This window comes from Amycolatopsis sp. NPDC114503, assembly GCF_055633655.1.
On record NZ_JBVKDT010000026.1, the window covers coordinates 16,521 to 43,510 of the forward strand.

Here is a 26,990-nt window from a genome sequence, read left to right on the forward strand (position 1 = left end):
GGGTGTGGGGGAAGGGAGGGGGGTGTGTTTTGCGAGGGGGGAAAAGGTCCCGAAAAAACCCCCCCCCGCGCCGCGTTTTTGGCTTCGTATCGGGGTGCGGGGGTGGTGTGGGTGCGCTGGCGAGTTGGGTGCGCGGGCTGCGGTTGGGGTGGTGGTGTGGGAAGAAAGGCCGTGAGGGGAACCCTGAGGGAATCAGATTCCCTCAGGGTTCCCCTCACGGATGTTGGGGTGGCGGTTATTCGGTTTCTGCCATGGCTTCTGCGAATTGTGCTGCGTAGAGGCGGGAGTAGGCGCCGTCTGCGTTGATCAGCGTTTCGTGGTTTCCCTGTTCCACTATGTTGCCGTTTTCCATCACCAGGATTACGTCTGCGTCCCGGATGGTGGAGAGGCGGTGGGCGATCACGAAGCTCGTGCGGCCGGTGCGCAGGGAGTTCATGGCGTGCTGGATCAGGACTTCGGTGCGGGTGTCGACCGAGCTGGTGGCTTCGTCCAGGATGAGGATCGCGGGCTTGGCCAGGAAGGCTCGGGCGACTGTGATCAGCTGTTTCTCGCCCGTGCTTACCGTGCCGCCCTCGTCGTCCAGGACGGTGTCGTAGCCGTCTGGCAGGGTGCGGACGAAGCGGTCCACGTAGGTTGCCTTCGCGGCTTCGACGACCTGTTCGCGGGTGACGTTGTCCGCGCCGTAGGCGATGTTTTCCGCGATTGTGCCGCCGAACAGCCAGGCGTCCTGCAGGACCATGCCGGTCTTCGAGCGGAGTTCTTCGCGGTCCATGGCCTTGATGTCGACGCCGTCCAGGGTGATGCGGCCGCCGTCGATTTCGTAGAACCGCATCAGGAGGTTGACCAGGGTGGTCTTGCCCGCGCCGGTCGGGCCGACGATCGCGACGGTGTGGCCGGGTTCGACCGACAGCGACAGGTCTTCGATGAGCGGGGTGTCTTCCAGGTACCGGAACGACACGTGCTCGAATTCGACCTGTCCGTGCACGACCTCCGGGCGTTGCGGGTGCTCCGGCTCCGGTTCCTGCTCCTTGGCGTCCAGCAGCGCGAACACCCGCTCGGCCGAGGCCACGCCGGACTGCAGCAGGTTCGCCATGCTCGCGATCTGCGTGACCGGCTGGCTGAACTGGCGCGAGTACTGGATGAACGCCTGCACGTCGCCCAGCGTCAGGGTGCCCGAGGCGACCCGCAGCGCGCCGACGACGGCGACCAGGACGTAGCTCAGGTTGCCGATGAACATCATGACCGGCTGGATCGTGCCGGAGATGAAAGCCGCCTTGAAGCTCGCCTCGTACAGCGCCTCGTTCTGCTGCCGGAAGACCTCCTCGGCCTCGTTGCGGCGGCCGAAGACGTGCACCAGCGAGTGACCGGTGTACATCTCCTCGATGTGCGCGTTCAGCTTCCCGGTCGTGCCCCACTGCCGGATGAACTGCGGCTGCGCGCGTTTGCCGACCTTGGCCGCGACGAACACCGACACCGGCACCGTCAGCAGCACGATCACGCCCAGCAGCGGCGAGATGACGAACATCATCACCAGCACGCCCAGGACGGTGAACAGCGACGTGACGATCTGCGAGAGCGTCTGCTGCAGCGACTGCGCCAGGTTGTCGATGTCGTTGGTGACCCGGCTCAGCACCTCGCCGCGCGGCTGGCGGTCGAAGTAGCGCAGCGGCAGCCGAGCGAACTTCTCTTCGATGTCCTGGCGCAGCCGGAACACCGCGCCCTGCACGAGGTTCGTGGTGAGCCGCGCCTGGATGACGCCCAGGAAAGACGCGAAGACGTACAGCGCCAGCACGATCATCAGCACCTGGCCGACCGCGGTGAAGTCGACGCCGTGGCCGGGCATCAGGTCGACCCTGGTGAACATGTCGGCCAGGGTGTTTTCCCCGTGCGCTCGCAGGCCGTCGATCACCTGTTCCTTGGTCTCGCCCGGCGGCAGGTGCCTGCTGGTGATGCCGGCGAAGATCAGGTCCGTCGCGCGGGCGAGCACCTTCGGCCCGACCACGGTCAGCGCGACGCCGATCGCGCCGAGCACCAGCACGCCGGCCAGCGCCGCTCGTTGCGGGCGGAGCAGCCGCAGCAGGCGGGCCAGCGAACCCTTGAAGTCGAGCGGTTTTTCCGCGGGCATGCCTGCGGACATCATCCGGCCGGGCCCTACCGCCGGTGCCTGCGGCCGCGTCTTGTCGCGGGCGACGGCGGCCGGTTCGTCGGCGTCGGGCGCGGTGGCGGTCTTCGTTTCCTCGCTCACGCCGCCTCCTGTTCGGTCAGCTGCGAAAGCACGATTTCCCGATAGGTTTCGTTGGCGTCCATCAGCTCGTGGTGGGTTCCGGTGCCGACGACGCGGCCGTCGTCGAGCACGATGATCCGGTCCGCGCCGCGGATCGTGCTGACCCGCTGCGCGACGATGACGACGGTCGCGTCGCGGGTTTCTTCGGTGAGCGCGCGGCGCAGCGCGGCGTCGGTGGCGTAGTCGAGTGCGCTGAACGAGTCGTCGAACAGGTAGATCTCCGGCCGGTGCACCAGCATCCGCGCGATCGCGATCCGCTGCCGCTGCCCGCCCGAGACGTTCGTGCCGCCCTGGGAGATGGGGGAGTCGAGGCCCTGTTCCATCCGCTCCACGAAGTCCTTGCCCTGCGCGACTTCCAGCGCGTGCCAGAGCTCTTCGTCCGTGGCGTCCGGATTGCCGTAGCGAAGGTTGCTGGCGACCGTCCCGGCGAACAGGTACGGCTTCTGCGGCACCATGCCGACCACGGACGAAAGCACCGTCGGGTCGAGCTGGCGCACGTCGACGCCGTCCACCCGGACGGAACCCTCGGTGGCGTCCATCAGCCGCGGGATCAGGTTGAGCAGCGTCGTCTTCCCGCTGCCCGTGCTGCCGATGATCGCGGTGGTCTCGCCGGGCCGCGCGAACAGCGAAACGTCCTGCAGCACCGGCTTTTCCGCGCCGGGGTACCGGAATTCCACAGTGGACAGGTCGAGATGCCCGCGTTCGGTTCCGGCCGGGAGCGGCTGGTCGGGCGGGCGCACGCTCGATTCGGTGTCCAGCACCTCGGTGATCCGCTCGGCGCTGACCTCGGCGCGCGGCACCATCATGAACATGAAGGTGGCCATCATGACCGCCATCAGGATCTGCAGCAGGTAGGCCAGGAACGCGGTGAGCGCGCCGATCTGCATGGCTCCGCTGTCGACCCGCTGCCCGCCGAACCACAGCACGGCGACGCTCGACACGTTCACCACCAGCATCACGGTGGGGAACATCAGCGACATCAGCCTGCCGACCCGCAGCGACACGGTGAACAGCTCGTCGTTGGCGCGGCCGAAACGCTCGCGCTCGTGGTTGTCGCGCACGAACGCGCGGATCACCCGGATGCCCATGATCTGCTCGCGCAGCACCTGGTTGATCTTGTCGAGGCGCACCTGCATGAGCCGGAAGGCCGAACGCATCCGCATGATGATCAGGCCGACCGCGATGCCCAGCACCGGCACGATCACCACGAGCAGCGACGACAGCGGCACGTCCTGCTGCAGCGCGAGCAGGATGCCGCCGACGCACATGATCGGCGCGGACACCATCAGCGTGAAGGTGAGCGCGGCGAGCAGCTGGATCTGCTGGACGTCGTTGGTGGTGCGGGTGATCAGCGACGGCGTGCCGAAATTGCCGATCTCGCGGGCGGAGAAATCCTGCACGCGATGGAAGACGCCGGCGCGGATGTCGCGGCCGACGCCCGAGGCGATGCGGGAACCGTAGTAGACGGCCCCGACCGACCCGGCGATCTGCACCAGCGTGATCAGCAGCATCACGCCGCCGATCTTCATGATGTAGCCGGTGTCGCCCTTGACGAGGCCGCCGTCGATGATGTCGGCGTTGAGCGTGGGCAGGTACAGCGCGGCGATCGTCTGCACCAGTTGCAGCGCGACGACGAGCCACAGCGCGGCCCGGTACGGGCGCAGGTAGCTGCGCAACAGTTTGACCAGCACGGTCGGGTACTCCCCCAAAAGTGAATGGCGTCGGTTCGGGTCTAGCGGGCCGCGCCGGACGCGGCCAGGGCCGGCATCCCGGCGGCTGCCTCCCGCAGGAGGCCGGTGAAGGCCGATACGAACTCTTCGTCGTCGGAGTCCGAATTGAGCCAGGTGTCGAAGGCGATGCGCGAAGCGTTCTGCACAATGCTCGCCATCAGCCGGGCATGCAACGGATTTGCGTGCTCGCCCGCCCGTTCGGCGATGGCGTCGGCCAGCACGCGCTCGACGGTGGCGTACGAGCGCAGCATTTCGCCGAACAGGCCGCCGTTCTCCATCATCGCCCGCACCCGCCGCACGTCTTCGCGTTTCGGGCGATCGTCCTCGGTGAACCGGGTGATGGAGGCGTTGACGACCGCGTCCCACAGCGGTTCGTCAGCGGGCCGTGCCAGCAGCGCTTCGCGCACGCGCTCCTGCCGTTCGACGATGAACGCGCAGACAGCTTCCTCCTTGCTGGAAAAGTAGTTGTTGAAGGTGCGCGGGGAAACGCCCACCTCGTTCGCGATGTCCTCCACCCGCAACTGCTCGACGCCCCGCTCGAGAGCGATCCGCAACGCGGCTTCGGCAAGCGCCCGTCGCGCGGCACGTTTCTTGCGCTCGCGCAGGCCCAGAGGTGCGGTGGAGGTCACCTGGACGAGAGTAGCAGCGAAAGTTGCGTGATGCGAAAAATTATGCGGACTGCGAAAAGTTTCGTCCTCGCGGGGGCTGGCCAGGGCAGGGGAGGCGCGGATCAGGGGACGACCGGGCGGGGACGAAATTTGCCACGGGGCGATGGTCGTGGCCTGCTGTCACCGGGCCGTCACGTCTGTATGGCGGAGGTCCGTTCGGTCCCGAAGGAGGGGCGCGGGCGACGCGGGCGTAAGAATGGGGACATGTCGGAAGAGGCCCAGGTCGGCGCTCCGCGCACGCGCAATCGCTGGGGAGAGGGCGAGCTGCTGCGCGGGGAGATCCTCGACGCGGCCAGCCGGCTGCTGTCCGAGCTCGGCGGGGAGGACGGGCTGACCATCCGCGGAGTCGCCCGCGCCGCCGGGATCGCGCCGGCCAGCATCTACCAGCACTTCACCGATCGTGCCGCGCTCGTGGCCGGTCTCGCCGAGCACGAGTTCGCCCGGTTGCGCGTCGCGATGGAGGCGGCCGAAGCGCTGGTGGACCCCGAGGACGTGATGGGTCGCGTGCGGGCGCTGCTTCACGCTTCCTGCCGGTTCGCGGTGGACAACCCGGGGCACTACCGGCTGATGACGGCCAACGGGCCTCCCCGGACCGCGCCTGGCGTGCGGCGGGCCGGGCCGCTGGCTGACGTGATCGGCCTGCTCGTCGACGGTTTCGCGCGGTGCGCCGCGGCGGGAGTCGCGCTCCGCGTGCCCGCGGAGCGCGCGGCCGTGATCGCGTTCGTCGGGGCGCACGGCCGCGTCGCGCTCTTCCCGAACTCCGCCGAGCACTCCGACGCGGACGCGGTGATGGCGTTCGTCGACGAGTTCGTTTCGCTCGTTTTCGCCTGAAACAGCACGGTTTCTCCCGCTCGAAGTCACGGTCTAGAGCACGAGGGTGGACAAGATCGCCCGAGATTCCTAACATGTGTTCAGTAAGTTCCTGAACATTCGTTCGGTAACTCTCCGCAGGGAGGACTCCGATGCCGGAGGTCGTGTCCCCTTACCCGATGGCGCGAGGCGGTTGCCCGTTCGACCCGCCGCCCGAACTCGGCCGCAGGCTGCGCGACGAGCCGGTGTCGAAGGTGCGGATCTGGGACGGCGGCGAACCCTGGCTGTTCACGCGCTACGACGACGTCCGCGCGCTGCTGGCCGATCCGCGCGTCAGCTCCGACCCGGACCGGGACGGGTTTCCGGCGCAGTCGCCGGGAATCAAGGCCCGCCCCGGCCGGGCGAAATCGTTCATCTCCATGGACAACCCGGAGCATGCCGCCCAGCGCAGGCTGCTCACCGCCGACTTCACGGTGAAGAAAATGGAGCGGCTGCGGCCGCGGATCCAAAAGATCGTCGACGGCCTGATCGACGGCCTGCTTGCCGGTCCGAAGCCGGTCGATCTGGTGCGGGCTTTCGCGCTTCCGGTGCCCTCGTTGGTGATTTGCGAGCTGCTTGGCGTGCCTTATGCGGACCGGCAGTTCTTCCACCGCATCAGCGAGGTGCTGACGTCGAGCGACGTTCCGGCGGACGAATCGGTTGCCGCGCTGGAGAAACTGCTCGGCTACCTCGAAGGGCTGGTGCGGGACAAGCTCGCCGATCCCGCCGACGACCTGCTGAGCCGGCTCGCGACGGAACAGGTCGCCACCGGCCGGATGACGGCGGCCGAAGCCGCGTCGACGGGACGGCTCCTGCTGGTTGCCGGGCACGAAACGACGGCCAACATGATCGCCTTGGGCGCCGCCGCGCTGCTGGACCACCCGGACCAGTTCGCCGCGGTCCGCGACGGCGACGACGCGCTCGTGGCGAACGCGGTCGAGGAACTGCTGCGCTACCTGACCATCGTCCACAGTGGACGGCGACGCGTCGCGCGCGAGGACCTGGAAGTGGGCGGTCAGCGGATCCGCAAGGGCGAGGGCCTGATCGCCGCGGACAACGCGGCCAACCGCGACCCGGCGCAGTTCCCCGAACCGGACCGGCTCGACGTCACCCGGCGGGCGCGCGGTCATCTCGCCTTCGGCTACGGCGTGCACCAGTGTCTCGGCCAGGCGCTCGCGCGGATCGAACTGCAGGTCGCCTGCCGCGCGCTTTGCCGGCGGATTCCGGCGCTGCGGCTCGCGATTCCGCTGCACGAGGTCAAGTTCAAGCACGACATGGTCGTCTACGGGGTGCACGAGCTCCCCGTGACGTGGTGAATCCGGAAAGGACCGGCATGTTCCACCTCGATCACCTCTGCCTCGGCGTCCCCGATCTGGACGAGGGCGTCCGCCGGGTGCGGGAGGAGACCGGACTCGCCTGCTACGACGGGGGCGCGTTCGCCGCCGGCATCGCGAACACGATCTTCCCGCTCGGAGGGGACGCCTATCTGGAGGTCGAGGCGGTGACGGCTCCCGAGGCCGAACGGGAGGCGGCGGTCGCCTGGTTCGACCGGGTCGTCGCGGACGGCGACCGGTGGATGTTCTGGAGCCTGCGCGCCGACACCCTCGAAGAGCTGGCCGAGGTCGCGCGACGCCTCGGAGGCGAGGTGGCGCGGGTTCCGGGGCGCGTCCAGCCCGACGGGACCCAGCGCGTCATCACCACCGCGCCCGGTCCCGGGCGCGCCCTCGACACCTGCTGGCGCAAGGGGCTCCCGAACTGGTTCTACCGGGAGGATCCGGCCACCAATCCGGATCGCGGGGCGGCGGACAACGGTGAACGCGGGGCGGCGGTGACCGGGCTGGAGATCGGCGCCGACGCCCGGGAACTGAGGGAGCACATCGGCGCGGAGACCTACGACCGGCTGCCGCTGACGGTCGTGTCCGGCCGGCCGGGCGTGCACGCGGTCACGGTGCGCCTCGCGTCCGGACGCGAGGTCACCCTGCGCCGGGACCCGGCGGATTTGTAGAGATGCATTCACTGGAATGAGGGGAGGATCGACACCCATGATCATCGACGTGCATGCCCATTACTTTCCGGCGGCGTATCGGCCGATCCTGGGAAAGCTGGCCGCCAAATCCGGGGCATCGGCCGCGGCCACGGCGAGTTCGGTGCTGGCGGAACGCAAGACGTTCGAGGTGATGACCGACGAACCGGGGATGATCGAGCAGCGGGTCGCCATGATGGACGAGGCCGGAGTGGAGCGGCAGATCCTCTCCGCCGCCGGGATTGCGCCTTACGCGGCGGAATCCCGGGCGGCGGCCGAGGCGGCGCAGGTGCTCAACGACAGCTACCGCGAGCTGACCGCTTCGCATCCCGGCCGGTTCTCGTCCTTCGTTTCCTTGCCCTTGCCGCACATCGACGCGGCACTCGAGGAAATGCGGCGCGGGCTGGACGAACTCGGCATGGTCGGCGTGACCATGAACTGTTCGGTGTTCAACCGCTCTGCCGCGGAAGAGGAATTCGAACCGCTGTACGAGGAGATGAACGCGCGCGGGACGACTCTTTTCTTTCATCCGGCTCAAAAAGGCATCTGTTCGCCGTTCATCAACGACTACGGCTTCACGGCGGCGGCCGGGGCGTCCCTGGAGGACACCGCGCTCGTCCTCCACCTGATCAAGCGGAACATCCCGGTGCGCTATCCGGACATCAAGATCATCATTCCGCACCTGGGCGGCATGATCCCGATGCAGCTGGCGAGGCTCGACGGGCAGGCGAACACTCCGGATCTGCTCAGCCCGCCCAGCGCGATGGCTCGCCGCCTCTACTACGACACCGTCGGATGGGGTTCGCAAGCCGCCCTCCGGTGCGTCTGCGAAGCCTTCGGCGCCGACCGCCTCCTGCCCGGCAGCGACTTCCCCGTTCTGCTGTCGGTCGAGTCCTACCGGCGGACGTTCGAGTACATCGAGGAATCCCGCTTGCCCGCCGACGAGATCGAGAAGATCCTCCACCGCAATGCGCCGGCCCTGTTCGGCTTCGGCGCGACACCGCGGCCTGTCACCGCAGGACCAGAGGCAACCGTGCCAAGATGAACATATGTTCGATGGATTGCGCACGATCGTGTATCCGGCCGACGACCTCGCGGCCGCCAAGGAGTGGTGGACCCGGGTGCTCGGGGTGCCGCCGTACTTCGACGAGCCGTTCTACGTCGGCTACAGCGTGCACGGCTACGAGCTGGCGCTCGACCCGAACGGCCGTGCGGAGAACGGCGACGGGCCGGTGACGTACTGGGGAGTGTCCGATGTGGAAGCGGCGGTGGCGAAACTGGTCGGGGAGGGGGCGGTCGAGCACTCGGCGGTGACCGACTTCGGCGGCGGGATCCGGACCGCGCTGGTGCGCGCGCCGGACGGGAACCTGGTCGGGGTGATCGAGAACCCGCATTTCCCGGGGACTCCGGCCTGACGCGCACGCGCGGTGGCTGCGCGCGGGCCCCCTGCGTGCGCGGACTGTCGGATTCGGACGATCGCGGCTACGGTGGTCACCGAGCGTGAATACGTACCGGCGAACTCGGCGGAGGTGCGCGGCATGCGGTCGATGTGGAAGGGCTCGGTGTCCTTCGGGCTGGTCAGCATCCCGATCCAGCTGTACGCGGCGACCGAGAACAAGAACGTGTCGCTGCGCCAGGTGCACGTCGCCGACGGCGGGCGGATCCAGTACAAGCGGTTCTGCTCGATCGACGGCGAAGAGGTGCCTTACGCCGACATCGCCAAGGGGTACGAGCTGCCCGACGGCGAGATGGTCGTGATCACCGACTCCGACCTCGCCGAACTGCCGCTGCCCACCCAGCGTTCGATCGACGTGCTCGAATTCGTGCCGCTGGAGTCGATCGACCCGATCCGGTTCGACCGCACCTATTACCTGGAGCCGCAGAAGAACGCGGTGAAGCCGTACATCGTGCTGCGCGACGCGCTGCAGAAGGCGAGCCACGTGGCCATCGCGAAGGTCGCGGTGCGCCAGCGGGAGAGCCTGGCGCTGCTGCGCGTCGTGGACGACGTGCTCGTGATGACCACGATGCTGTGGGCCGACGAGGTCCGGGTCCCGGATTTCCCGTTCCTGCACGAGGATCCGCCGCAGGTCCGCCCGCAGGAGGTGACGATGGCGGGTTCGCTGATCGACTCGCTGTCCGAGCCGGTCTTCGAACCGGAGAAATACTCGGACTCCTACCGGGAAGCGCTCGAAGCGATGATCGAGGCGAAGGCGGGCGGCGGCGAGACGGTCGGCGCGCCGAAACAGGGGGAGAAGGCCGAGGTCGTCGACCTGATGGCGGCGCTGGAGGCGAGCGTGTCGGCGGCGAAGAAGACCCGCGGGCCCGCCAAGGAGACGAAGAAAGCCGCCGGCGAGGGCAAAGCGGCGGCGAAGAAGCCGGCCTCGCGGGCCCGGCGGCCGAAAAGCGCCTGACCGGCGCGGCCGGGGCTGTTCCGCAACGCGGAACAGTGAAATTTCACCGCTGCCGTCCGGAAAACGGCGATTGTCACTCCGGGTGAGCGAGCGCGGCAGACTTCACCGGACCGAGTAGGCCGACACGCCGCCAGGTATCCTGCGACGGCGAGTTTTCCAGTGGTACCAAAGAGGAGTCCGGCCCGGAGCATCGGAGCCGGGGATTCGAAAACCTGAGCGGAAGGCGGCTGAGCATGGAGTGCGCGTTCTGCACGAGCGGCATCGACCACTGTCACGGAACCCTGGTGGTCCACCCGGACCGCGGGTTCGCCGAGTGCACGGATCCGTCGTGCCTGGACCTCGACCGGGTCCGGCACGGCCTGATCATCGACTGTCACACCCTCGACGCCGGGTGCGCCTGCACCGGAGCGGCGAAACCCCTGCTGCGGCACGCTTCCTGACCTCCGGCCGCGCCGGGCGAACCGCCCCGCGCGGCCCCGTCAGCTGTACCCGATCGGGTACCGGGCCGTGTACAAGCTGCTTGGCAGTGTGCTAACACTACCGGGGGGTCCTTCGGCTCTCCCTCCCCCTCGGAGCCGGAGGACCCCTTTCAGCACCGGCGCGCCGGACTCGCGCGATCGCCGTCGCGGAACGGGCGGAACCGCGCGCATTCGGCGCGGCCCCTGCTCCGTCCCGCGGAATCCGGCGGTTCCGGCGTCAGTAGCGGTAGTGGTCCAGTTTGTACGGACCGTCCACGTCCACGCCGATGTACTCCGCCTGTTCCTTGCTGAGCTTCGTCAGCCGGACGCCGAGCGCGTCCAGGTGCAGCCGCGCCACCTTCTCGTCCAGGTGCTTCGGCAGCCGGTACACGTCGTTCGCGTACTCGCCCGGCTTGGCGAACAGCTCGATCTGCGCGAGCACCTGGTTCGCGAACGAAGCGGACATCACGAACGACGGGTGCCCGGTCGCGTTGCCGAGGTTCATCAGCCTGCCCTCCGACAGCACGATGATCGCGTGCCCGTCGGGGAACCGCCACGTGTGCACCTGCGGTTTGACCTCGGTCTTGACGATGCCCGGGATCTTCGCCAGCCCGGCCATGTCGATCTCGTTGTCGAAGTGGCCGACGTTCGCCACGATCGCCTGGTGCTTCATCCGCCCCATCTGCGCGGCGGAGATGATGCCGAAGTTGCCGGTGGTGGTGAGGAAGATGTCGGCTCGCTCCACGACGTCGTCGAGTTCCACCACGTCGAGCCCGTCCATCGCGGCCTGCAGCGCGCAGATCGGGTCGATCTCGGTCACCACGACGCGCGCGCCCTGTCCGCGCAGCGCCTCGACCGCGCCCTTGCCGACGTCGCCGTACCCGCACACGACGGCGTACTTTCCGCCGATCATCACGTCCGTGCCGCGGTTGAGGCCGTCCGGGAGCGAATGGCGGATTCCGTACTTGTTGTCGAACTTCGACTTGGTGACCGAATCGTTGACGTTCATCGCCGGGAACAGCAGTTCGCCGCTGGCCGCGAGCTGGTACAGCCGGTTCACGCCGGCCGTGGTCTCCTCGGTGACACCGCGCATCGCTCCGGCGATCCGGGTGAACCGCCGCGGGTCCTCGGCCAGGCTGGCGGTCAGGGTGCGCAGAAGGATCCGGTAGTCCTCCGGGTCGTCCTCGTGCGCGGCGGGCACCGCGCCCGCCTTTTCGAACTCGGCTCCCTTGTGGACGAGCAGGGTCGCGTCGCCGCCGTCGTCGAGGATCATGTTCGGCAGTTCGCCGCCGGGGAAGCGGAACAGCTGGTCGGTGCACCACCAGTATTCGTCGAGGGTTTCGCCCTTCCACGCGAAGACCGCGGTGCCCTCGGGGTGCTCCGGAGTCCCGTTCCGCCCGACGACGACGGCCGCGGCCGCCTCGTCCTGGGTGGAGAAGATGTTGCAGGACACCCAGCGCACCTCGGCACCGAGCGCGACGAGCGTTTCGATCAGCACTGCGGTCTGCACGGTCATGTGCAGCGAGCCGGCGATGCGCGCGCCCTTGAGCGGCTGCGACTGCGCGAACTCGCGGCGGATGGCCATCAGGCCGGGCATCTCGTGCTCGGCGAGGTCGAGCTGGATGCGTCCGGCCGCGGCGAGCGACAGGTCGGCGACGGCGAACTCCAGGCCGTCGACGGTACGCAGGGTGGGCGACATTTTCGGGTCCTTTCCAGGTTTTTCGGGCAGAATCAGGTGCGGATGCCTTGCTGGCGCCCGAAAAGGGAGGCGTGCGCGGTGCGGAGCAGGCCAGAATGACGGGCATGACAGAGCGCGCGTTGAGTTTTGGATCGGTGGCCGCGGCGTACGAGCGGTTCCGCCCGGGGTATCCCGCGGAACTAGTCGAGAAGGTGCTGGACTACGCGGGCACACCGCTGGCCGAGGCGCTCGAAATCGGGGCCGGGACAGGGAAAATGACCCGGCTGTTCGCGGCGCGGGGGATCGCGGTCACCGCGACCGACCCGGATCCGGCGATGCTCGCCGAACTGCGCAGACACGTCACTGCCGAGACTCGCCAAGGCGCGCTGGAAGACCTGCGGCCGGAGCGGCAGTACGGACTGGTGTACTCGGCCTCGGCGCTGCACTGGACGGACCCGGCCGGGAGGTGGCCGCGCATCGCCGCCCTGCTCGCCCCGGGCGGGGTGTTCGCGTCGTTCGGCGGACCCGTCCGGCCTGCGGATCCCGTTGTGCGGAAAGCGATCGACGAGGCTCAGGCGTCGGTCATCGAAAGCGCGGAGATCCCGTCGCCGGACGGCACGCCGCCGGAGAACGCACTCCAGTGGCCGGGCACGGAACTCGAGGAGTCGGAGTTGTTCGCCGACGTCCGGCAGGTCGTCGTCCAGCATCGCGTGACGCTGAGCGCGGACGACCTCATCGGCTTGTTTTCCACCGTCTCGGCGTACCTGGTACTGCCGATTTCGGTGCGAGAGCAGGTTTTCCAGCGGATCCGGCGGGTTTTGCCCGATACCGTCGAACTGGTCTCCGACCACACGGCGCACCTCGCACGACGGTGCTGACCGGGCCGGAATCGCCAATGGCACGCGACACCTCCTGAACCAGGAGGCGCCCTTTACCAGCACTCCGCGGGCCGAGCGTGGCGGGGAAACCCCGTCGCAGCGCCTCTCGGCCCCGAGCCGCGCCCCGGCGGGCGCGTGTGTTCCACCTTGGCAAGGCCGGTCCGGACCTGTCAAGCGCGCGGGAACTCCGCGCGGACGCCGAGCAGCCGCACCGGCTTGCCGAAACTGAAGCGGCCCAACAGTTCTTGCGCCGCCGCCGCGAGCACCTCCGGATCCGAGGACGGTGCGGGCAGCGTCACGCTGTGGGTGTGAGTGAGGAACGGCGCGAACCGCACCTTGACCGCGACGCGCGCCGCAGGACGTCCTTCGTCGGCGACGTCCTGCGCGACGCGGGCGGCGAGGGTCGCGGTCTCCTTCGCGATGGCCTCGGGGTCGGTGAGATCTTGCTGGAATGTTGTTTCCCTGCTTCGGGAACGCGCGACGTACGGGGTCGCGCTGACCTCTGTGTCGCTGATGCCGCCAGCCAGCAGGCGATACCACGGGCCGAGTTTCGGCCCGAACCGCGCGGCGAGCGCGTCCGGATCGGCGGCGGCGAGGTCGAGAATGGTGGAATACCCGGCTTCGGCCAGTTTCTTCGCGGTTTTCCGGCCGATTCCCCACAAGGCGTCGGTCGGCCGTTCGGCCATCACGTCCCACCAGTTTTCCTGGGTGAGCCGGTAAATTCCGGCCGGTTTCGCGAAACCGGTGGCGAGCTTGGCGCGGAGCTTGTTGTCGCCGATGCCGACCGAGGACGAGAGCTCGGTTTCTTCCTCGATTCCGCGCCGGATTTCCGCCGCGAGAGTTTCGGGATCGTCGGCGGTCGCGCCGAGGAAGGCTTCGTCCCAGCCGAGCACCTCGACGACCACTGGGAATTCCCGGAGCCGGGCCATCACGCGGTCGGAGACTTCCTGGTAGGCCGGTGCGTCGACGGGGAGAAGGACGGCGTCCGGGCAGCGTTTGACGGCCAGCCGCAGCGGCATGCCGGAATCGACGCCGAACTCGCGCGCCTCGTAGGACGCGGTGGCCACGACGGCGCGCTCGGCGGGATCGCCGTTCCCGCCGACGATCACCGGCCGCCCCCGCAACTCCGGCCGCCGCGCCACCTCGACGGCGGCGATGAACTGGTCGAGATCGACGTGCAGCACCCACTCGGACACGAGACCAGTGTGCGGTGCGCGGGGCGGGCGGCGCATCCGGAGGCGGCGGGGTAGCGGGAGGTGCGGCGCCGCCGCGGCATTCCGGGCGGGGCGGGGGAGTCAGTTCAGGCCGGGGCCGAGCGAGTTCCGCACGCTCCGCGCGCGAAAGCCAGGCGAGTGCGGTGCCTGCGAGAGCAGCGTCCGGCCCGCGTCGGAGCCGCCGGGCTGAGCACGATCCGTCCTGACGCAGTGCGGTGCCTGTGGGAGCGAAAATCCGACTGCCGCCAGAAATCGTCGTTCCCGCCTCGGTCAGCACCTACCTCGTGACTCGCCCCACCGCATGCCGCCCGCAGCCGGGCGACCCATCGCTGCGCTGCAGTCCGGAACGAACGCGGCCCAACCCAGACCACACCTCAGCAAAGCGCGGTCACCCGCGGCCGCGGCACCCGGCGATGTGCGTCGCCACCCCGCCCGCCGCCGCGAACAGAGAACACACCGTCAGCACCGGGCTCGACCCGGCGAGACCGGCCACCAGGAGGCCGCACGCGGCGACGTCCAGCAGGACCGCGAACGCGGTGAGCAGCACGGCCGAGCGGGCCGGTTTGCCGCGGCTCAGGGCGGCGGCCAGTTCCGGGTCGCTGGTTTCGAACCAGCGCTCGATCTTGTCCAGCTCGACGCGTTCGTGGTGACTGAGCATGGAGGTCTCCTTCGGCGGCCCGCGTGCCGTCTCGCAGGAAGTACCCGCCCCGCCTCGTCGTGAACCGCGTCACGTTCGATTCACCCGACTGCCTGAACCCGGCGCGAATTCGGGCGGTTCCGGTCACGGTGCGCTGTCGGCCGGACCGTCCACATAGGTCACGGAGCGCAAGCGGGCTCCGGGCCGGTGTAGCCCTCGCGCGAGGAGTCGTCGATGCCGACCTCGCACGGGATCGACGGGTCCACGTGGTTGCTTTCGACGCGGGCGCCGGTCGAGTGGATCGCCAAGCCGATCGCGTGGTCCGGGCCTGCGGCGAAGGTGTTGCCGGTGATGGTGGCCTGCTGGACGTCCTCGAACATCAGAGTTTGCGAAGCCGCCAGCGTCTCGCAAAAATTGTCCTTGATCAGGAAATCGGCGGTGTGGCCTTTTCCGTCGCCTTCGCCGTCGTTGGGGCCTTCCGCCATCAGGCACATGTTGTCGATTTTCTCGCAGCGGTTTCCTTCGATCCGGATATGATTGCTCGGCGGGCTGTCGCTGGAAAAAGTCTGCATGCAGTCGGCGTGCGCGCCGTCGCGGTTCACCGTCTTGCTGATCGTGTTGTGCTCGATGGCGATGTAGTCGCCGAAAAACCGGATGCCGTCGCCGTCTCCGCCGTGCGGAGCGGTGATTCTGCTGTTCTTCAGGGTCACGTGATTGCCGCGGATTTCGACGCCGGGTGCGGACGGTTCGTCGAGGGTGAAGCCGTCGAGGACGACCCAGTCGGCGTCGACGTCGATGCCGGATAAGGATTTTCCGTCGCCGGAGTACACGCGTGGGCGGTCTGGCGTGCCGCCGGCGGTGACGTGCAGGCGGGAACCGGCGGCGTGCGCGGCCGGAGCGAAAGCACCGGCCAGGACGGCGGCGAGGGCGAGCAGGACGGAGGTGCGGGTCGGGGCGCGCATCGGACTCCTTCTTTTCGCGCGAACGGGGACGTCGGCGAAGGTAGGGCCGATCGGCGGGAGGGGTCCCGGGCCGCTTTCTGCCGACGGAGGCGATGCAGTATCGTTACTGCGAGTTACCTCACAGGGGTCAGGCCACGCCGAGGGGAGCGTCGGTGGACGCGGACCAGCTGATCGCGGACCGGTACCGGCTGCTGGAACGGGTGGGCAGCGGCGGCATGGGCGTCGTCTGGCGGGCGTATGACGACCGGCTCGGCCGAGAGGTGGCGCTCAAACAGGCCCGGCTTTCAGATGTGGTGAGCGGGCGGACGCTGCGCCGCGAAGCCCGGCTGGCGGCCGGGGTGCTGCACCCGAACGTGGTCACCTTCTTCGACGTCGCGGCCGACGGCGACGAGCTGTGGCTGGTGATGGAGTACGTGCCGTCGCGCAGCCTCGCGGAAATCCTCGCCGCGGAGGGAAGACTGCCCGCGCGCACGGTCGCCGAAATCGGCGTCCAGATCGCGGCGGCGCTCGGCGCGGTCCACGGGCACGGGATCGTGCACCGCGACGTCAAGCCGGGCAACGTCCTGATCGCCTCCGACGGCCGGGCGAAGCTCACCGATTTCGGCATCTCCCGCTCGGTCCGCACGGACGAGACGGTGACCGATTCGCCGCTCATCGGCGGCACGCCGGACTACCTCGCCCCGGAAGTCGCGCAAGGGCATCCGCCCACCGCGGCGTCGGACGTTTTTTCGCTGGGGGCAACGCTTTTCGCCGCCGTCGAGGGCAAGCCGCCGTTCTCGGGCGGCAACGAGTACGCCACGATCCGCCGGGTCGCCGAGGGGGCGGTCCCGCCGGCCCGGCACGCGGACGGGCTCGCGCCGGCGCTGGAGTTGCTGATGCGGCTCGACCCCGCCGATCGGCCGACCGCGGTGTCGGCGGGGGAGCTGCTGGCCGAGGGGATCGACACCCTGCCGGTCGACGTGCCGCGCCCGCCGGGCAACCGGCGCGGGCTGCTGATCGCCGGGGTGGCTGTCGCGGCGGTCGCGGTCGTGGTCGCCGCGTATTTCGCGACGCGGCCGGCGAACCCCTCCCCTCCGGTCGCTCCGGCGGCGCAGGCGAAACTCGGGATCGGTCCCGATCCGCGGGCGGCGGACCCGTGCAGGCTGGTCGATCCCGTGCCGCTGAAACCGTTCGGCGACCCGGCAGTCGTCCCGGACTACGGGAACTTCAACCGCTGTGACGTGATCCTGCGCCGCGGCGAACTCAAAGCGGACGTCCTGGTGGAGCTGAACGATCCGCCGAGTGCGGCGCTCGAGGGCGCGCAGTCGAAGTCCGGGCCGTTCACGGTGTTCGCTTCTTCGGAAAGCGGCAAGTGCGAGCGGCCGATCCAGCTTCAGGACCGGTTCATGGTGCAAGTGACCGCCAAGAAGCTGGACGACGCGTACAACGTCGACCTCTGCCAGGCTGCCGACACCGCGGTCGCTTCGGCGACGAAAGCCATGGCAGCGGCCGGGGTTCCGGCTCGCGCGACGGCGTTCCCGGCGGGTTCGCTGGCGTACGTGGACGCGTGCTCGCTGCTGGACACGCTCGCGATCTCCGCGGCGGCCGGGGTCCTCGCGCCGGTCCGGATCGAGCGTGGTTTCAGCGGCTGGTGGTGCGACTGGAAGAGCCCGGCGAGCGACCGTTCGGTCACCGTCATGTTCGACCGGGACCAGCCGCCGGACAGCGAGACCGGCCAGCTCGTGCAGATCGGCGGGCACGACGCGTATCTCAAGACCAACGATTTCTCCGAGGGCAGCTGCCAGGCGGTCCTCGTCTACCGTTCCTACACCGACGCGCACGGGGAGCCGCGCGTGGAACGGCTCCGGGTCGTGGTTAAGGGCGACGGGCCGCCGGAACGGCTGTGCGCTCCAGTGTCCACATTGGCCGGTTCGCTGGCCGGAAAGCTGCCGAAGACATGACCGCGTTTCCCGGCGGCACGCCGGAAGAACTGGGCCCGGAGCACGGCAGCCTCGCGCACGGCGTCCCGCCTTCGCCGCCTGGCACGGTCTTCGCGCTCGCCGTCACCGGCGGCGTGCGGATGCCGCCGCGCGACGGCAGGCAGGTGCTGTTCGGGCGCAACCGCGACGACGTGCACGTGTGCGTCGGCGAGGACGACCGGAAGGTCAGCCGGCAGCAGGGATTCCTGGTGCGCCGCAAGGATTTCTGGTGGATCCACAACACCGGGAAGCTGCCGATCCGGCTGCCCGGCTCGCGGCTGCTGTTCCCGGAGGAGGAACCGGTGCCGCTGGCCGAGGGCTACACCGCGGCGTTCGTGCGCGGGTCGGCCGGGCGCGAGCATCTGCTGGAGGTGTACGTCGCGGGCGCGGACGGCCGCCGCCCGGATTCGCGGCCGCAGGACGTCACCGAACCGCCGCGGATGTGGCGGCTCACCCCGGACGAACGGCTCGTGCTGGTTTCGCTCGCACAGCGGTATCTGCTGCAGGACCAGTATCCGCAGCCGCTCGCGTGGCGGCAGGTGGCGGAGCAGCTGTCCGAGCTGAAACCGGAAGCGCCCTGGACCGGCAAGCGCGTCGAACACCTCGTCGGCGCCGTGCGCGCCCGCTTGGCGCGCGCCGGGGTGGCGGGGCTGACGAGGGAAGAAGTCGGCGAGCCGGTCGGGAACGCGTTGAACGACAACCTGATCAAGGAACTCCTGCTGTCGACGTCGCTGGTCCCGCCGGACCTGGCGCTGCTCGAACCCGGGGACGATCCGGGAGGGGTCCCGGCTCCTCCTGCTTGACTCGCGGTGCGCGGCGGATCCGGCCCCGCGCCCCCGGAGGGCCGTCGCGGTCGCCCGGCCGGGGCCGGCAGCGGCTCCGCGGGGGGTGTCCGTGGCAGGGGAGGCGATGCGGACGCTGCCCGCGGGACACCCGAGCCTCGCGCTCGGGTTGGCGTCGCCGCCGGGCACGCTGGCGGTGCTGGGACGCGCGGGGGGAGTCCTGGTGCCGCCGGCGGCGTGCGGGCCGGTCACGTTCGGGCGGAACGCCGCGGAGGTGACCGTGCCGCTCGGCGAGGACGACCGGCGCGTCAGCCGCTGTCACGGCGTGCTGGAGCACTGCGCGGGCCGATGGTGGGTGCGGGCGATGGGCAAGGTGCCGCTGCGGCTGCCGCGGTCGCGGCTGGTGTTCGCCGGAGCGGCGCCGGTCCCGGTGCCGCCCGGCTATCTGCCGGTGTACGCGCGCGGTTCGGGGGACCGCGAGCACGTGCTGGAGGTCCGGCTGGCGGACGGGACGCCGTCGCCGGCCCCGGCCGGACGGCTGCGGCCGGACGAACGGCTTGTGCTCGCGATGGTGGCGCGGGGGTTCTTGCGGCGGGAGGAACGGCCGCGCCCGGTGCCGGTTTCGCTGGCGGCGCGCCGGTTGTCGGTGCTGGATCCCGACGGCGGCTGGACTGCGGAGGTCGTGACGGCGGTGCTGGACGCGGTGCGGTTCCGGTTCCGGCCGGGGTCCGCGGACGACGATTTGGTGGCGGCGCTGGTGTCTGCGGCGGTGCTGGTGCCGCCGGATCTGGCGTTGCTGTCGCCTGCGCTGCCGCCGGTGGGAGAGGACGGGTGGATGCCGTCCACGTGGGGGAGCTAGGCGGTCCGGAACGGACGGAAGAAGTCCCGCAGTTCCTGCGCGTACAACTCGGGTTCCTCGAACGGCGCGAAATGCCCGCCGCGCTCAGGCTCGGTGACCCGGACTGTGTTCGCCATCCGGTCGAGCCACGCACGCGGCGTGCGGACGAGATCGGCCGGGAACAGCGAGAATCCCGACGGCACTTCGATCCGCCGGGCGTACTGTTCCGGTGGGATCGCGGCGTTGGCCCGGTACATCCGCATGGCTGAGCCGATGGTGCCGGTGAGCCAGTAGATGGTGATGTTGGTGAGGATCTCGTCCTTGGTGAAGGCACCCTCGTCGCTCCAGGCTCGGAGTTTCTCCACGATCCACGCGGCCAGCCCGGCAGGAGAATCGGTCAGCCCGACAGCCGCGGTCTGCGGTTTGGTGCGGTGCATCGCGGCGTACGCGCCCTCGGCCGCGCCCCAGGCCGTGACGTCCTGGAGCCAACTGCGTTCCTCAGGCGTCACGTCGTCCGGGACGACCACGGGCAGTCCGCCGTCCATCCGGTGCACGGCCACGACCCGGTCCGGGTGGTCGAGGGCGAGGAAGCGGCTGACGCTGCTGCCGATGTCGCCGCCCGCCGCGGCGAAGCGCGGGTAGCCGAGCACGGTCATCAGTTCGGCCCACAGTCCGGCGACGGCGATCGAATCGGGCGCTGGGCCGGTGGGGCGGTCGGAATAGCCGTAGCCGGGCATGTCCGGGACGACGACGTCGAACGCGTCCGCCGGGTCGCCGCCGTGCGCGCCGGGGTCGGTGAGCAGCGGGACGACCTTCGAATAGCGCCAGAACGAATCCGGCCAGCCGTGGGTCAGCACGAGCGGCAGCACCGGACCGCTCGGCGCGACCGCGCGGGCGTGCACGAAGTGGATCCGCGATTCGCCGAGCCGGACGCGGTATCGGGGCAGTTGCGCGAGCGCGGCCTCCTGCTTCGCCCAGTCGAACTCTTCCGCCCAATAGGTGATCAGTTCGCGCAGATATCCGATGTCGGCTCCGAGCGCCCAGCCGTCTTCCGGGGCGTCCGGCCAGCGGGTCGCGCGGAGCCGGGTGCGCAGGTCGGCGAGCTGCGCGGGATCGGTTTCCGGGGCGAACGATTCCGGGCGGTCGGCCATGCCCTCGAGCCTACGTGATCTCGGCCGCACTCCGGGAACGCGTTTCTGTCGGTGGTTCTGGGTAGGGTCGGAATCGTTCAGGGGGAAAGGAGTTGCCCGATGACGACAGTTCCACAGGTGCGCACCCGCGTGCGGATCCCGCTGCGGTTCGGCGACGGGCCCGCGGCGGCCTCGGAGGCGGTCACGTTCACGGGGCTGTCCGACGGGCTCGAGCACCTCGCGTTCGTGCTGGGGAAACCCGGTCCGGTGCCGTTGGTGCGGCTGCATTCGGAATGCCTGACCGGCGATGTCTTCGGGTCCGCGCGCTGCGATTGCGGCCCGCAGCTGGCGGAGGCGGTCGCGCGGATTTCCGAGGCTGGCGGGTACCTGCTCTACTTGCGGCAGGAAGGGCGCGGAATCGGGCTGTACAACAAGCTCGACGCGTACGCGTTGCAGGATTCCGGCTTGGACACCTACGAGGCGAATGCCGCGCTGGGCCTGCCGGAAGACGCGCGCGACTACACCGCCGCCGCGCAAATGCTCGCCGTGCTGGGCGTTCAGCAGCTGGATCTGCTGTCGAACAACCCGGACAAGGCCGCACAGCTGGCGCGGCACGGCGTCGCTGTGCGCGAGCAGGTCCGCACCGGGGTTTTCGCGAACGAGAACAACGTCCGGTACCTGCGGGCGAAAGCCGAGCAGACCGGGCACACGCTGGCGTTGCCCTTCGAGGACTGGCCGGCTAGTTCGGCGGTGTGAGGGCGGAGATCCGGGCGAGGCCGGCGTCGCCCGGTCGCCAGTCCAGGGTGCGCACGGCCAGGTACCGGACCGGTTTGGAGAGGGAGACGGAGGCGGTGCGTTTCCGGTCGGGGCGGGCAGCCTCGGCGTAGGCGACGCCGTCGGTGCTGGTCTCGACGACGGTGGCGGGGATTCGTCCGGTCGTCCAGGCGAGTTCGGCGGTCGTGATCGGCAGCGGCGCGCCGAGATCCACGACCAGCCGGCCGCCGGGGCCGGGCTGCCACGCGGTCGCCGGATTGTCGTCGACGGCGGCGTCCGGGCTGGTCATTCCGGGTGGCAGCGGTTCGGCCGGGAAGGTCACGGCTCCGAGCGCGCGGTCGTTCAGCGGGTACGGCCGGGTTCCGGCGAAGACGACGGGCACGGTGTGGCGCGGCGGCAGCGTGACTGTGCGCGGACGGCCGCCGGTCGGGGTCACGGTCACGACAGTCGGGAGCAGTCCGGGCGGCGCGGTCAGGTCGACGCGGCTGGCGTCGTGGACGACGGCGGTCAGACCGGGCGGTACGGCAGCGCCGACCATGCCGCGCACGGTGAAGCGGGGCGGTTCGATCCGGCTTTCGGCGGGGGCCAGTTCGTAGCTGAACGAGCTGCCGGACGCGGTGACTTTCTGCGTGCCGCGGTACAGCAGCAGCGCGGTGCGATCCTGAGGCAGGGAAGCGGTTCCGGATGCAGTGGTGCCGGAAAGGTTTGCCAGCACTAGGAAATCGTCCGTGACACTCGCGTGGATTCCGGTCGCCGTGGCGCGGGCTCGCTGAGCGAGTTTCGGCAGACCCACACGGCCGGGATACAGCTCGGCCAGCAGCGGTGCGGGAGGACCGGCGGAGAGTGTCACGTGATCGTTCGTGACGGTGAGCGGATTCGGGCTGGTCACGACGATCCCGGCCCGGCCGTCGACGTCCAGCCAGCCGCCGGTGCTGTGCAGCGCGGGCACCGGATAGGTCGCGACAGGGGTCCAGGCGACACCGTCGGGTGAGGTTTCGATCCGGTACTTCCGTCCGGCGGCTGCCTCCCAGCTCAGGCGCGCCCGGTTGAACCGTTGCGGCGCACCGAGGTCGACCGCCAGCCAGCTGTCCGGGCGCGTTCGGTCCGATGTGGACACTGCCCAGCGCGTGGCGGAATTCCCGTCGGTGGCGTACTTCGCCTCCTTGCCCGGTGCGGCCGACGATGCGGACGCGGTCCCGGTCAAGGCGAGGTCTGGGCCGTCGCCGTCGTGGATTTCGAACGACCAAAGCGAGTAGCCGTACTGTGGATCCGGCTGAACGCCAAGCATGCGCACGTGCCGCGCGGTCACCGGCGCGAAGCTCAAGTCGTCGGTTCGGGCACCGGCCGCAGAGGGCTGCGCCGGGAGCGTCACCGAACCCTCGGCGGTGGTGTAGGTGCGATCGCCGTCGAGGCCGGGAACGCCTGGCATGGCAAGGTTGTAGACGTTGAGCACGCCTTCGTCCGACGCGACACCAGTGCTGGCGTAGACCGCGGTGCCGGTGGGGAGAGTCGCGAGCGCGGCGTATCCGGTGTCGAAGCGCAAAACGCCGACGGTGCCGTCGAATCCGTCGCGCACCTTGCGGTATGTCGTGGCGTGGCGTTCGCGCACGGCGACGTTCGTGGCGGGCAGCAGCATCGGGTTGGCTCCGCCGAGCACGAACAGCCAGTCGTCGTGGTTCGGCTGCCAGGCGAATTTCACGAAACCGGGTTTGCTGACGGTCGCGGCCCACGCGGCGGGGGAGCGGTGGGCCAGCAGGCCCGGCCCGGTGCCGAAATCGGCGGCGTGCGTGGCGTGGGCGTCGAATTCCTCCTTGCGTGCCGCGCTGATCGGGCCTCCGTGCGCGGCGCGCCATTCGTGCAGCAGGTAACTGATGGCGAGTTCGGCGCGGGCTTCCGGTTCGTACTTCGGTTCGCCGGAGAACTTCGTGATCCGGTCGACCGGCGGGTACGCCTGGTACGGCTCCAGCCGCGCGGCCAGCTGAGCCTCGGCGTAAGCGGCATAGCGGTCGCCGAGGACCTGGGCGCGGAAGGCGAGCGGGATGACGTCGCGGCCGTAGAGGTGTTCGCGGTCGGCGACCATCGGCATCAGCGGTTCGCCGGCGTCGCTGGTCATCATGAGCATGGTGCGCCACAACAGCTCGCCGTTCGGCTGCGCGGTGAGCACCTCGGGCAGCGGGACGCCCGCGGCGAGGAAGTGCATCGCGTTGCGGCCGGACGTGCGCCAGAGTTCTTCCTGGTAGTGCGGGCCGAACGAACCGTGGTTCTCGACGAGGAACGTGTCGTAGAGGTTGGTGGCGGTGTTGTCGCTGATCGGCTTTCCGTCCACCAGGCGGGGATTCGCCAGATCGGCGGCGGGCAGACCGCCCTCGTTGCGGCTCCAGGAGCCGAAGGCCGCGCGCCATTCCGGAGCAAGCGGATCGTTCGGCGCCCAGGCGAGCGCGGGGGCGAGCGACTGCGCGTAGACGCCCATCTCTTCGAGCTTCGTGTCGCCGACGTAGCCGCCGCGCAGGCCGTTGGGCGTCCAGCCGCCGGAGGCCGGGTCGTTGCCGGTGCCGAGGCCGGTCGTGTAGGCGGCTTGTTCGGTGGCGATGCGTTCGACGTTCCGTTGCGTCGCAGCGTCCAGCTCTGTCCACAAGAGACGCGCGGCGAGCTGGAAGTAGGACTGGAAAGTGGTGTCGAAGAACAGTTTCCGGCCCCATTCGGCACCGCCGGTGAGCCGGTTCGAGGCGGCGAAGTGCTTGATGGTGGCGAGAGTGTGCGCATGGAGAGTTTCGCGGTCGACTCCGGCGACGGCGGCGTCGTAACCGTCGCGGGTCAGCAGGAGTGCGTTGCCGAGGACGACCGCGAAGGTGAAGTCGCGGGCTGGGTAGATCCCGGCAGCCGGGTCGAACTGCTGCTCGGCCCAGCGGGTGTGCCGGAGGAGGACCCGCAGGTACGTCGCCGCGACGGGGTCCGGAGCGGAGCGGGGCGTGGCTCGCGCTGTTCCCGAGGTCAGGAGGAGCGTGGCGCCGGCGCCTGCGAGACCGAGCGCCTGCCGCCGGGTGAACCCGTCCATCCCGCGTCCTCCAGAATCCCCGCTGACAACCTTGTCAGCCGGGATTCTGTGCGGCGGCCGAGCGACCGTGCAACCCTCCCGGCCGATCCCGTCCGGTTTCGGACAACGGCGGACGGGATTGTATAACGCCCTATACGTTCTGGCAGGCGGCGGAAGCGTGTCCGGGAAGTCGGCTCCGCCCAGAGGAGGAGCGCGTGACCAAACCGATGAAGACAGCGACCGCTGAGCTGTATGTGGACGACGGACACTTCTGCGTCACGGACTATGGCGCGGATGTCCCCGAGCTGGGCCCTGCTTACGTCAACGGTCTCGTCGGGGTGGATTCCGGCGGGCAGGGTCGCCGTGACCTTGCAAGTGTCCGACGCCGAACCCGGCGCCTACCGGGTGCGCGTGCACGCCCGCGGCCGCGACATCGCGCCCCACTCCCACGCCGAGACCCCCGACGAGCACTATCAGATCACCGTATGGCCGGCACCGGAAACACCCGCGACCGTCCACAAGCAGACCGACAAGTTCGGGCACGAAGTCCGAGCCCGGGACAAGGGATTGTGACGTCTCGCCACTGAAACAGCGAGACATGCACCGGACGTCCGAGCGACCAAGCGGCAGGCGAATGCCGCTGACGGGCGGCCCGAACTGCGGGGGATCGGCTATGCGTATCGTCTGGAATCCTGCGCCCATGTTGCTGTGCTGGTGCCACGCCGCGCCTGTGGCAAGTAGAGCCGGTTTTCCGTGACAGGCACGACCTGCCATAGAACCTGGCGTGCTTGCGGCTGCGGTCACCGCGGCGTCCCCCGCCGGACGACGCCGGGACCGCCGTGTTGAGATGACAACGTGATCACTGGCCCCGGAGGATTCCTGCTGCTCGTGCTGGCCGGGGTCGGTGCCGGGCTGACCGGCGCGACCGCGGGCCTCGCGTCGCTGGTGTCGTACCCGGCGCTGCTCGCCGCCGGGCTGCCGCCGGTCGTCGCGAACATGACCAACACGCTAGTCATGCGTTAGGAGCTACATTAGAACGCATGACCCGTGCTCCTGCAAAAGTGCCTCGTACCCAGCGAAACTTTCTCCGCGTCTCGGTGGATCGGTCAGGTAAAAAGCGCAGTCCCAAGCAGCAGTCCGCAGTCTTGGGGCGTGACGCTGATGAGGCGGGGCGGACCGTCGTCGGCGAACCGTACTCGGAGACAGGGTCCGCCAGTCGATACGGGGACCGGGATCGAGAGGAGTTCGCCCAACTGCTCGCCGATCTGGCGTCGGGGTCTTTCGGCGCGGATGTGCTGGCTGTATGGGAGACCTCCCGCAGTTCGCGGCAGATGGAGCAGTCGCTTCCGCTCGTCAACGCGTTGGCAGAGGCTGGCGTGTTGCTGTGGGTGCACAATCTTCGACGAATGTTTGACTCGCGGAATCCTCATGATCGCGCTGATTTGCTGGCGGCGGCAATCAAGGACGAGTTGGCCAGCGCGGAAACGAGCGACCGCGTGCTGCGGGACGTTGAGACGCAGGCCATCGCCGGTGAGCCGCACGGCCTGGCTCCGTTCGGGTATCGGCACGAATACGACCCGGACACCGGTGATCTGATCGCGCGAGTCGTTGACGAACCGAAGGCGGCGCTGGTGCGCGAGGTTTTCGACAGCGTCCGTGCGGGGGACTCACTGAAAACGATCGCCGGGAGGTTCAAGGATCGCGGAATTCGCCGACCGGACCGAACAACGAGAAAGGGGAAGTTCATCGCCGGCGGTCCTTATAGTGCCGGGCACATTTCGCAGTGGCTGCGAAATCCTGCCTACTTCGGAATCCGCGTACACTGGGCCGGGCGGCGAGGTCAGCGCAAACTTGATCCCGCAGCCAAGCAGTACACCGCAAAATGGCCGCGGATTATCGAGCCCGAGGTGTGGAAAGACGTGCAAGCCATCCTCGCGGACCCGAAGCGCACGACCAGTCGCCCGGCTCGCGCGCGGCATTTGCTCTCAGGACTTGCGCGGTGTGCGCGATGCGGAGGTGAGATACGGCCCACCACGACACCGCATGGGCGCAAGGCGTACCGCTGTCAGCCTCGTGGTTGCGCGACGGTCCCAGAGGCAGAGCTGGACGAGTTGGCGTTGGCGGTAGCTGCAGCGTATTTAGGCAGCCGTGAATACGCGGCCCTGGCTCAGCCTGACGAGACGAGGTCGGCCGAGCTGGAGGTAGCGAATTCCGAACTGGCTGACGCTGCGCGGGCGCTGCACGAGCTAGCGGCCGCCGCACGCATTCGGCCAGGGAAGCCGGGGCATATTTCGATTGCCACCGTGGCGGCGCTCGAACCGGCTCTGTTGGATGCTCAGGCCGAGGCGCGGGTGAAGGTCGACAGCCTGTCGATGCCGAAGGTTCCAGCTGGATTGCTCCCCCCTGGGGCAGACGCGCGGGCGCGCTTGGACGCCGCGACGTTCGAGGTTCGGCGAACGACGTTAGCTGCGCTGCTCGTTCCGGCCTTCCTCGGACAGCTTCTGGTGCTCCCCGTCGCCCTTGGGTGGGGGATGCGACTCGGCCCAGTTCGGACACGGGCTGTGTTCTGGCGCGGGACCGACATGTTCACGGGCGCGGTAACATGGCCGTGCACCACGGTCTGACGCGTGTCGTTCGACCAAGGGATCTGTTGTCGCGCAACTGGATCTCTAGGGTTGCCCG

Annotated in this window: 24 protein-coding genes; 15 read left to right on the forward strand and 9 right to left on the reverse strand. The window is 69.2% G+C overall.

Going from position 1 to position 26,990, the window contains the following annotated elements:
- Positions 1 to 235: 235 nt before the first annotated feature.
- The 3 genes from ACZ7OI_RS48780 to ACZ7OI_RS48790 form a co-directional block, all read right to left on the reverse strand.
- Positions 236 to 2,125: an ABC transporter ATP-binding protein gene (locus ACZ7OI_RS48780; protein WP_470270967.1), complete on the reverse strand. Its 1,890-nt coding sequence runs from the start codon at positions 2,123 to 2,125 to the stop codon at positions 236 to 238.
- A 116-nt stretch (positions 2,126 to 2,241) separates the two neighbouring features.
- Positions 2,242 to 3,975, reverse strand: coding sequence for an ABC transporter ATP-binding protein (locus tag ACZ7OI_RS48785; protein ID WP_470270936.1), 1,734 nt, complete (start codon positions 3,973 to 3,975; stop codon positions 2,242 to 2,244).
- Positions 3,976 to 4,016: 41 nt separating this feature from the next.
- Positions 4,017 to 4,643, reverse strand: coding sequence for a TetR/AcrR family transcriptional regulator (locus ACZ7OI_RS48790; RefSeq protein WP_470270937.1), 627 nt, complete (start codon positions 4,641 to 4,643; stop codon positions 4,017 to 4,019).
- Positions 4,644 to 4,886: 243 nt separating this feature from the next.
- Between ACZ7OI_RS48790 and ACZ7OI_RS48795 the strand changes: the two genes are divergently transcribed.
- From ACZ7OI_RS48795 to ACZ7OI_RS48825, 7 genes are all read left to right on the forward strand, one after another.
- Positions 4,887 to 5,513 carry a TetR/AcrR family transcriptional regulator gene (locus tag ACZ7OI_RS48795; protein ID WP_470270938.1) on the forward strand — a complete coding sequence of 209 codons (627 nt, stop codon included), beginning with the start codon at positions 4,887 to 4,889 and terminating at the stop codon, positions 5,511 to 5,513.
- Between the two features lie 131 nt (positions 5,514 to 5,644).
- Positions 5,645 to 6,847, forward strand: a complete 1,203-nt coding sequence (locus tag ACZ7OI_RS48800; protein WP_470270939.1) for a cytochrome P450 — start codon at positions 5,645 to 5,647, stop codon at positions 6,845 to 6,847.
- Between the two features lie 17 nt (positions 6,848 to 6,864).
- The gene (locus ACZ7OI_RS48805) at positions 6,865 to 7,536 is read left to right on the forward strand and encodes a VOC family protein (RefSeq protein WP_470270940.1); all 672 of its coding nucleotides are present in this window, start codon (positions 6,865 to 6,867) and stop codon (positions 7,534 to 7,536) included.
- A 37-nt stretch (positions 7,537 to 7,573) separates the two neighbouring features.
- On the forward strand, positions 7,574 to 8,599 hold the full coding sequence (locus tag ACZ7OI_RS48810) for an amidohydrolase family protein (RefSeq protein ID WP_470270941.1): 1,026 nt from the start codon (positions 7,574 to 7,576) through the stop codon (positions 8,597 to 8,599).
- A 16-nt stretch (positions 8,600 to 8,615) separates the two neighbouring features.
- Complete coding sequence (locus tag ACZ7OI_RS48815) at positions 8,616 to 8,969, forward strand: VOC family protein (RefSeq protein WP_470270942.1); 354 nt, start codon at positions 8,616 to 8,618, stop codon at positions 8,967 to 8,969.
- Between the two features lie 123 nt (positions 8,970 to 9,092).
- Positions 9,093 to 9,965: a non-homologous end joining protein Ku gene (gene ku / locus ACZ7OI_RS48820; protein WP_470270943.1), complete on the forward strand. Its 873-nt coding sequence runs from the start codon at positions 9,093 to 9,095 to the stop codon at positions 9,963 to 9,965.
- Between the two features lie 233 nt (positions 9,966 to 10,198).
- The gene (locus ACZ7OI_RS48825) at positions 10,199 to 10,405 is read left to right on the forward strand and encodes a hypothetical protein (RefSeq protein ID WP_344276854.1); all 207 of its coding nucleotides are present in this window, start codon (positions 10,199 to 10,201) and stop codon (positions 10,403 to 10,405) included.
- Between the two features lie 256 nt (positions 10,406 to 10,661).
- Here ACZ7OI_RS48825 and ahcY read toward each other — a convergent pair whose 3' ends face one another.
- A complete protein-coding gene (gene ahcY / locus ACZ7OI_RS48830) occupies positions 10,662 to 12,122 on the reverse strand; it encodes an adenosylhomocysteinase (RefSeq protein WP_470270944.1) in 1,461 nt (486 codons plus the stop codon).
- A gap of 104 nt (positions 12,123 to 12,226) precedes the next feature.
- On the opposite strand from ahcY, the gene ACZ7OI_RS48835 reads away from it, so the two are divergent.
- A complete protein-coding gene (locus ACZ7OI_RS48835; protein WP_470270945.1) occupies positions 12,227 to 12,979 on the forward strand; it encodes a class I SAM-dependent methyltransferase in 753 nt (250 codons plus the stop codon).
- Positions 12,980 to 13,149: 170 nt separating this feature from the next.
- Here ACZ7OI_RS48835 and ACZ7OI_RS48840 read toward each other — a convergent pair whose 3' ends face one another.
- The 3 genes from ACZ7OI_RS48840 to ACZ7OI_RS48850 form a co-directional block, all read right to left on the reverse strand.
- A complete protein-coding gene (locus ACZ7OI_RS48840) occupies positions 13,150 to 14,211 on the reverse strand; it encodes a DNA polymerase IV (protein WP_470270946.1) in 1,062 nt (353 codons plus the stop codon).
- Between the two features lie 370 nt (positions 14,212 to 14,581).
- Entirely contained in the window at positions 14,582 to 14,851 is a 270-nt protein-coding gene (locus tag ACZ7OI_RS48845; RefSeq protein WP_470270947.1) for a DUF3040 domain-containing protein, read from the reverse strand.
- A 158-nt stretch (positions 14,852 to 15,009) separates the two neighbouring features.
- A complete protein-coding gene (locus tag ACZ7OI_RS48850) occupies positions 15,010 to 15,792 on the reverse strand; it encodes a right-handed parallel beta-helix repeat-containing protein (RefSeq protein WP_470270948.1) in 783 nt (260 codons plus the stop codon).
- A gap of 152 nt (positions 15,793 to 15,944) precedes the next feature.
- Here ACZ7OI_RS48850 and ACZ7OI_RS48855 point away from each other — a divergent pair, with 152 nt between their 5' ends.
- From ACZ7OI_RS48855 to ACZ7OI_RS48865, 3 genes are all read left to right on the forward strand, one after another.
- Positions 15,945 to 17,732: a serine/threonine-protein kinase gene (locus tag ACZ7OI_RS48855; RefSeq protein WP_470270949.1), complete on the forward strand. Its 1,788-nt coding sequence runs from the start codon at positions 15,945 to 15,947 to the stop codon at positions 17,730 to 17,732.
- Complete coding sequence (locus tag ACZ7OI_RS48860; protein ID WP_470270950.1) at positions 17,729 to 18,553, forward strand: FHA domain-containing protein; 825 nt, start codon at positions 17,729 to 17,731, stop codon at positions 18,551 to 18,553. Before ACZ7OI_RS48855 ends, ACZ7OI_RS48860 begins: the two co-directional genes overlap by 4 nt.
- A gap of 106 nt (positions 18,554 to 18,659) precedes the next feature.
- Positions 18,660 to 19,391, forward strand: coding sequence for an FHA domain-containing protein (locus ACZ7OI_RS48865; RefSeq protein ID WP_470270951.1), 732 nt, complete (start codon positions 18,660 to 18,662; stop codon positions 19,389 to 19,391).
- Here ACZ7OI_RS48865 and ACZ7OI_RS48870 read toward each other — a convergent pair.
- A complete protein-coding gene (locus ACZ7OI_RS48870) occupies positions 19,388 to 20,521 on the reverse strand; it encodes an epoxide hydrolase family protein (RefSeq protein WP_470270952.1) in 1,134 nt (377 codons plus the stop codon). The genes ACZ7OI_RS48865 and ACZ7OI_RS48870 overlap by 4 nt on opposite strands.
- Positions 20,522 to 20,620: 99 nt before the next feature.
- On the opposite strand from ACZ7OI_RS48870, the gene ACZ7OI_RS48875 reads away from it, so the two are divergent.
- On the forward strand, positions 20,621 to 21,256 hold the full coding sequence (locus ACZ7OI_RS48875) for a GTP cyclohydrolase II (RefSeq protein WP_470270953.1): 636 nt from the start codon (positions 20,621 to 20,623) through the stop codon (positions 21,254 to 21,256).
- On the opposite strand, the gene ACZ7OI_RS48880 is transcribed toward ACZ7OI_RS48875, so the two are convergent.
- Positions 21,240 to 24,329 (reverse strand): discoidin domain-containing protein, encoded by a 3,090-nt coding sequence (locus tag ACZ7OI_RS48880; RefSeq protein WP_470270954.1) that lies wholly within the window; start codon positions 24,327 to 24,329, stop codon positions 21,240 to 21,242. The two genes, ACZ7OI_RS48875 and ACZ7OI_RS48880, sit on opposite strands and share 17 nt — an antisense overlap.
- 342 nt (positions 24,330 to 24,671) lie before the next feature.
- Between ACZ7OI_RS48880 and ACZ7OI_RS48885 the strand changes: the two genes are divergently transcribed.
- The 3 genes from ACZ7OI_RS48885 (at position 24,672) to ACZ7OI_RS48895 (ending at position 26,932) form a co-directional block, all read left to right on the forward strand.
- Positions 24,672 to 24,881 carry a hypothetical protein gene (locus tag ACZ7OI_RS48885; protein ID WP_470270955.1) on the forward strand — a complete coding sequence of 70 codons (210 nt, stop codon included), beginning with the start codon at positions 24,672 to 24,674 and terminating at the stop codon, positions 24,879 to 24,881.
- Between the two features lie 282 nt (positions 24,882 to 25,163).
- Positions 25,164 to 25,331 carry a hypothetical protein gene (locus ACZ7OI_RS48890; RefSeq protein ID WP_470270956.1) on the forward strand — a complete coding sequence of 56 codons (168 nt, stop codon included), beginning with the start codon at positions 25,164 to 25,166 and terminating at the stop codon, positions 25,329 to 25,331.
- A 17-nt stretch (positions 25,332 to 25,348) separates the two neighbouring features.
- A complete protein-coding gene (locus ACZ7OI_RS48895) occupies positions 25,349 to 26,932 on the forward strand; it encodes a recombinase family protein (RefSeq protein ID WP_470270957.1) in 1,584 nt (527 codons plus the stop codon).
- Positions 26,933 to 26,990 lie beyond the last annotated feature (58 nt).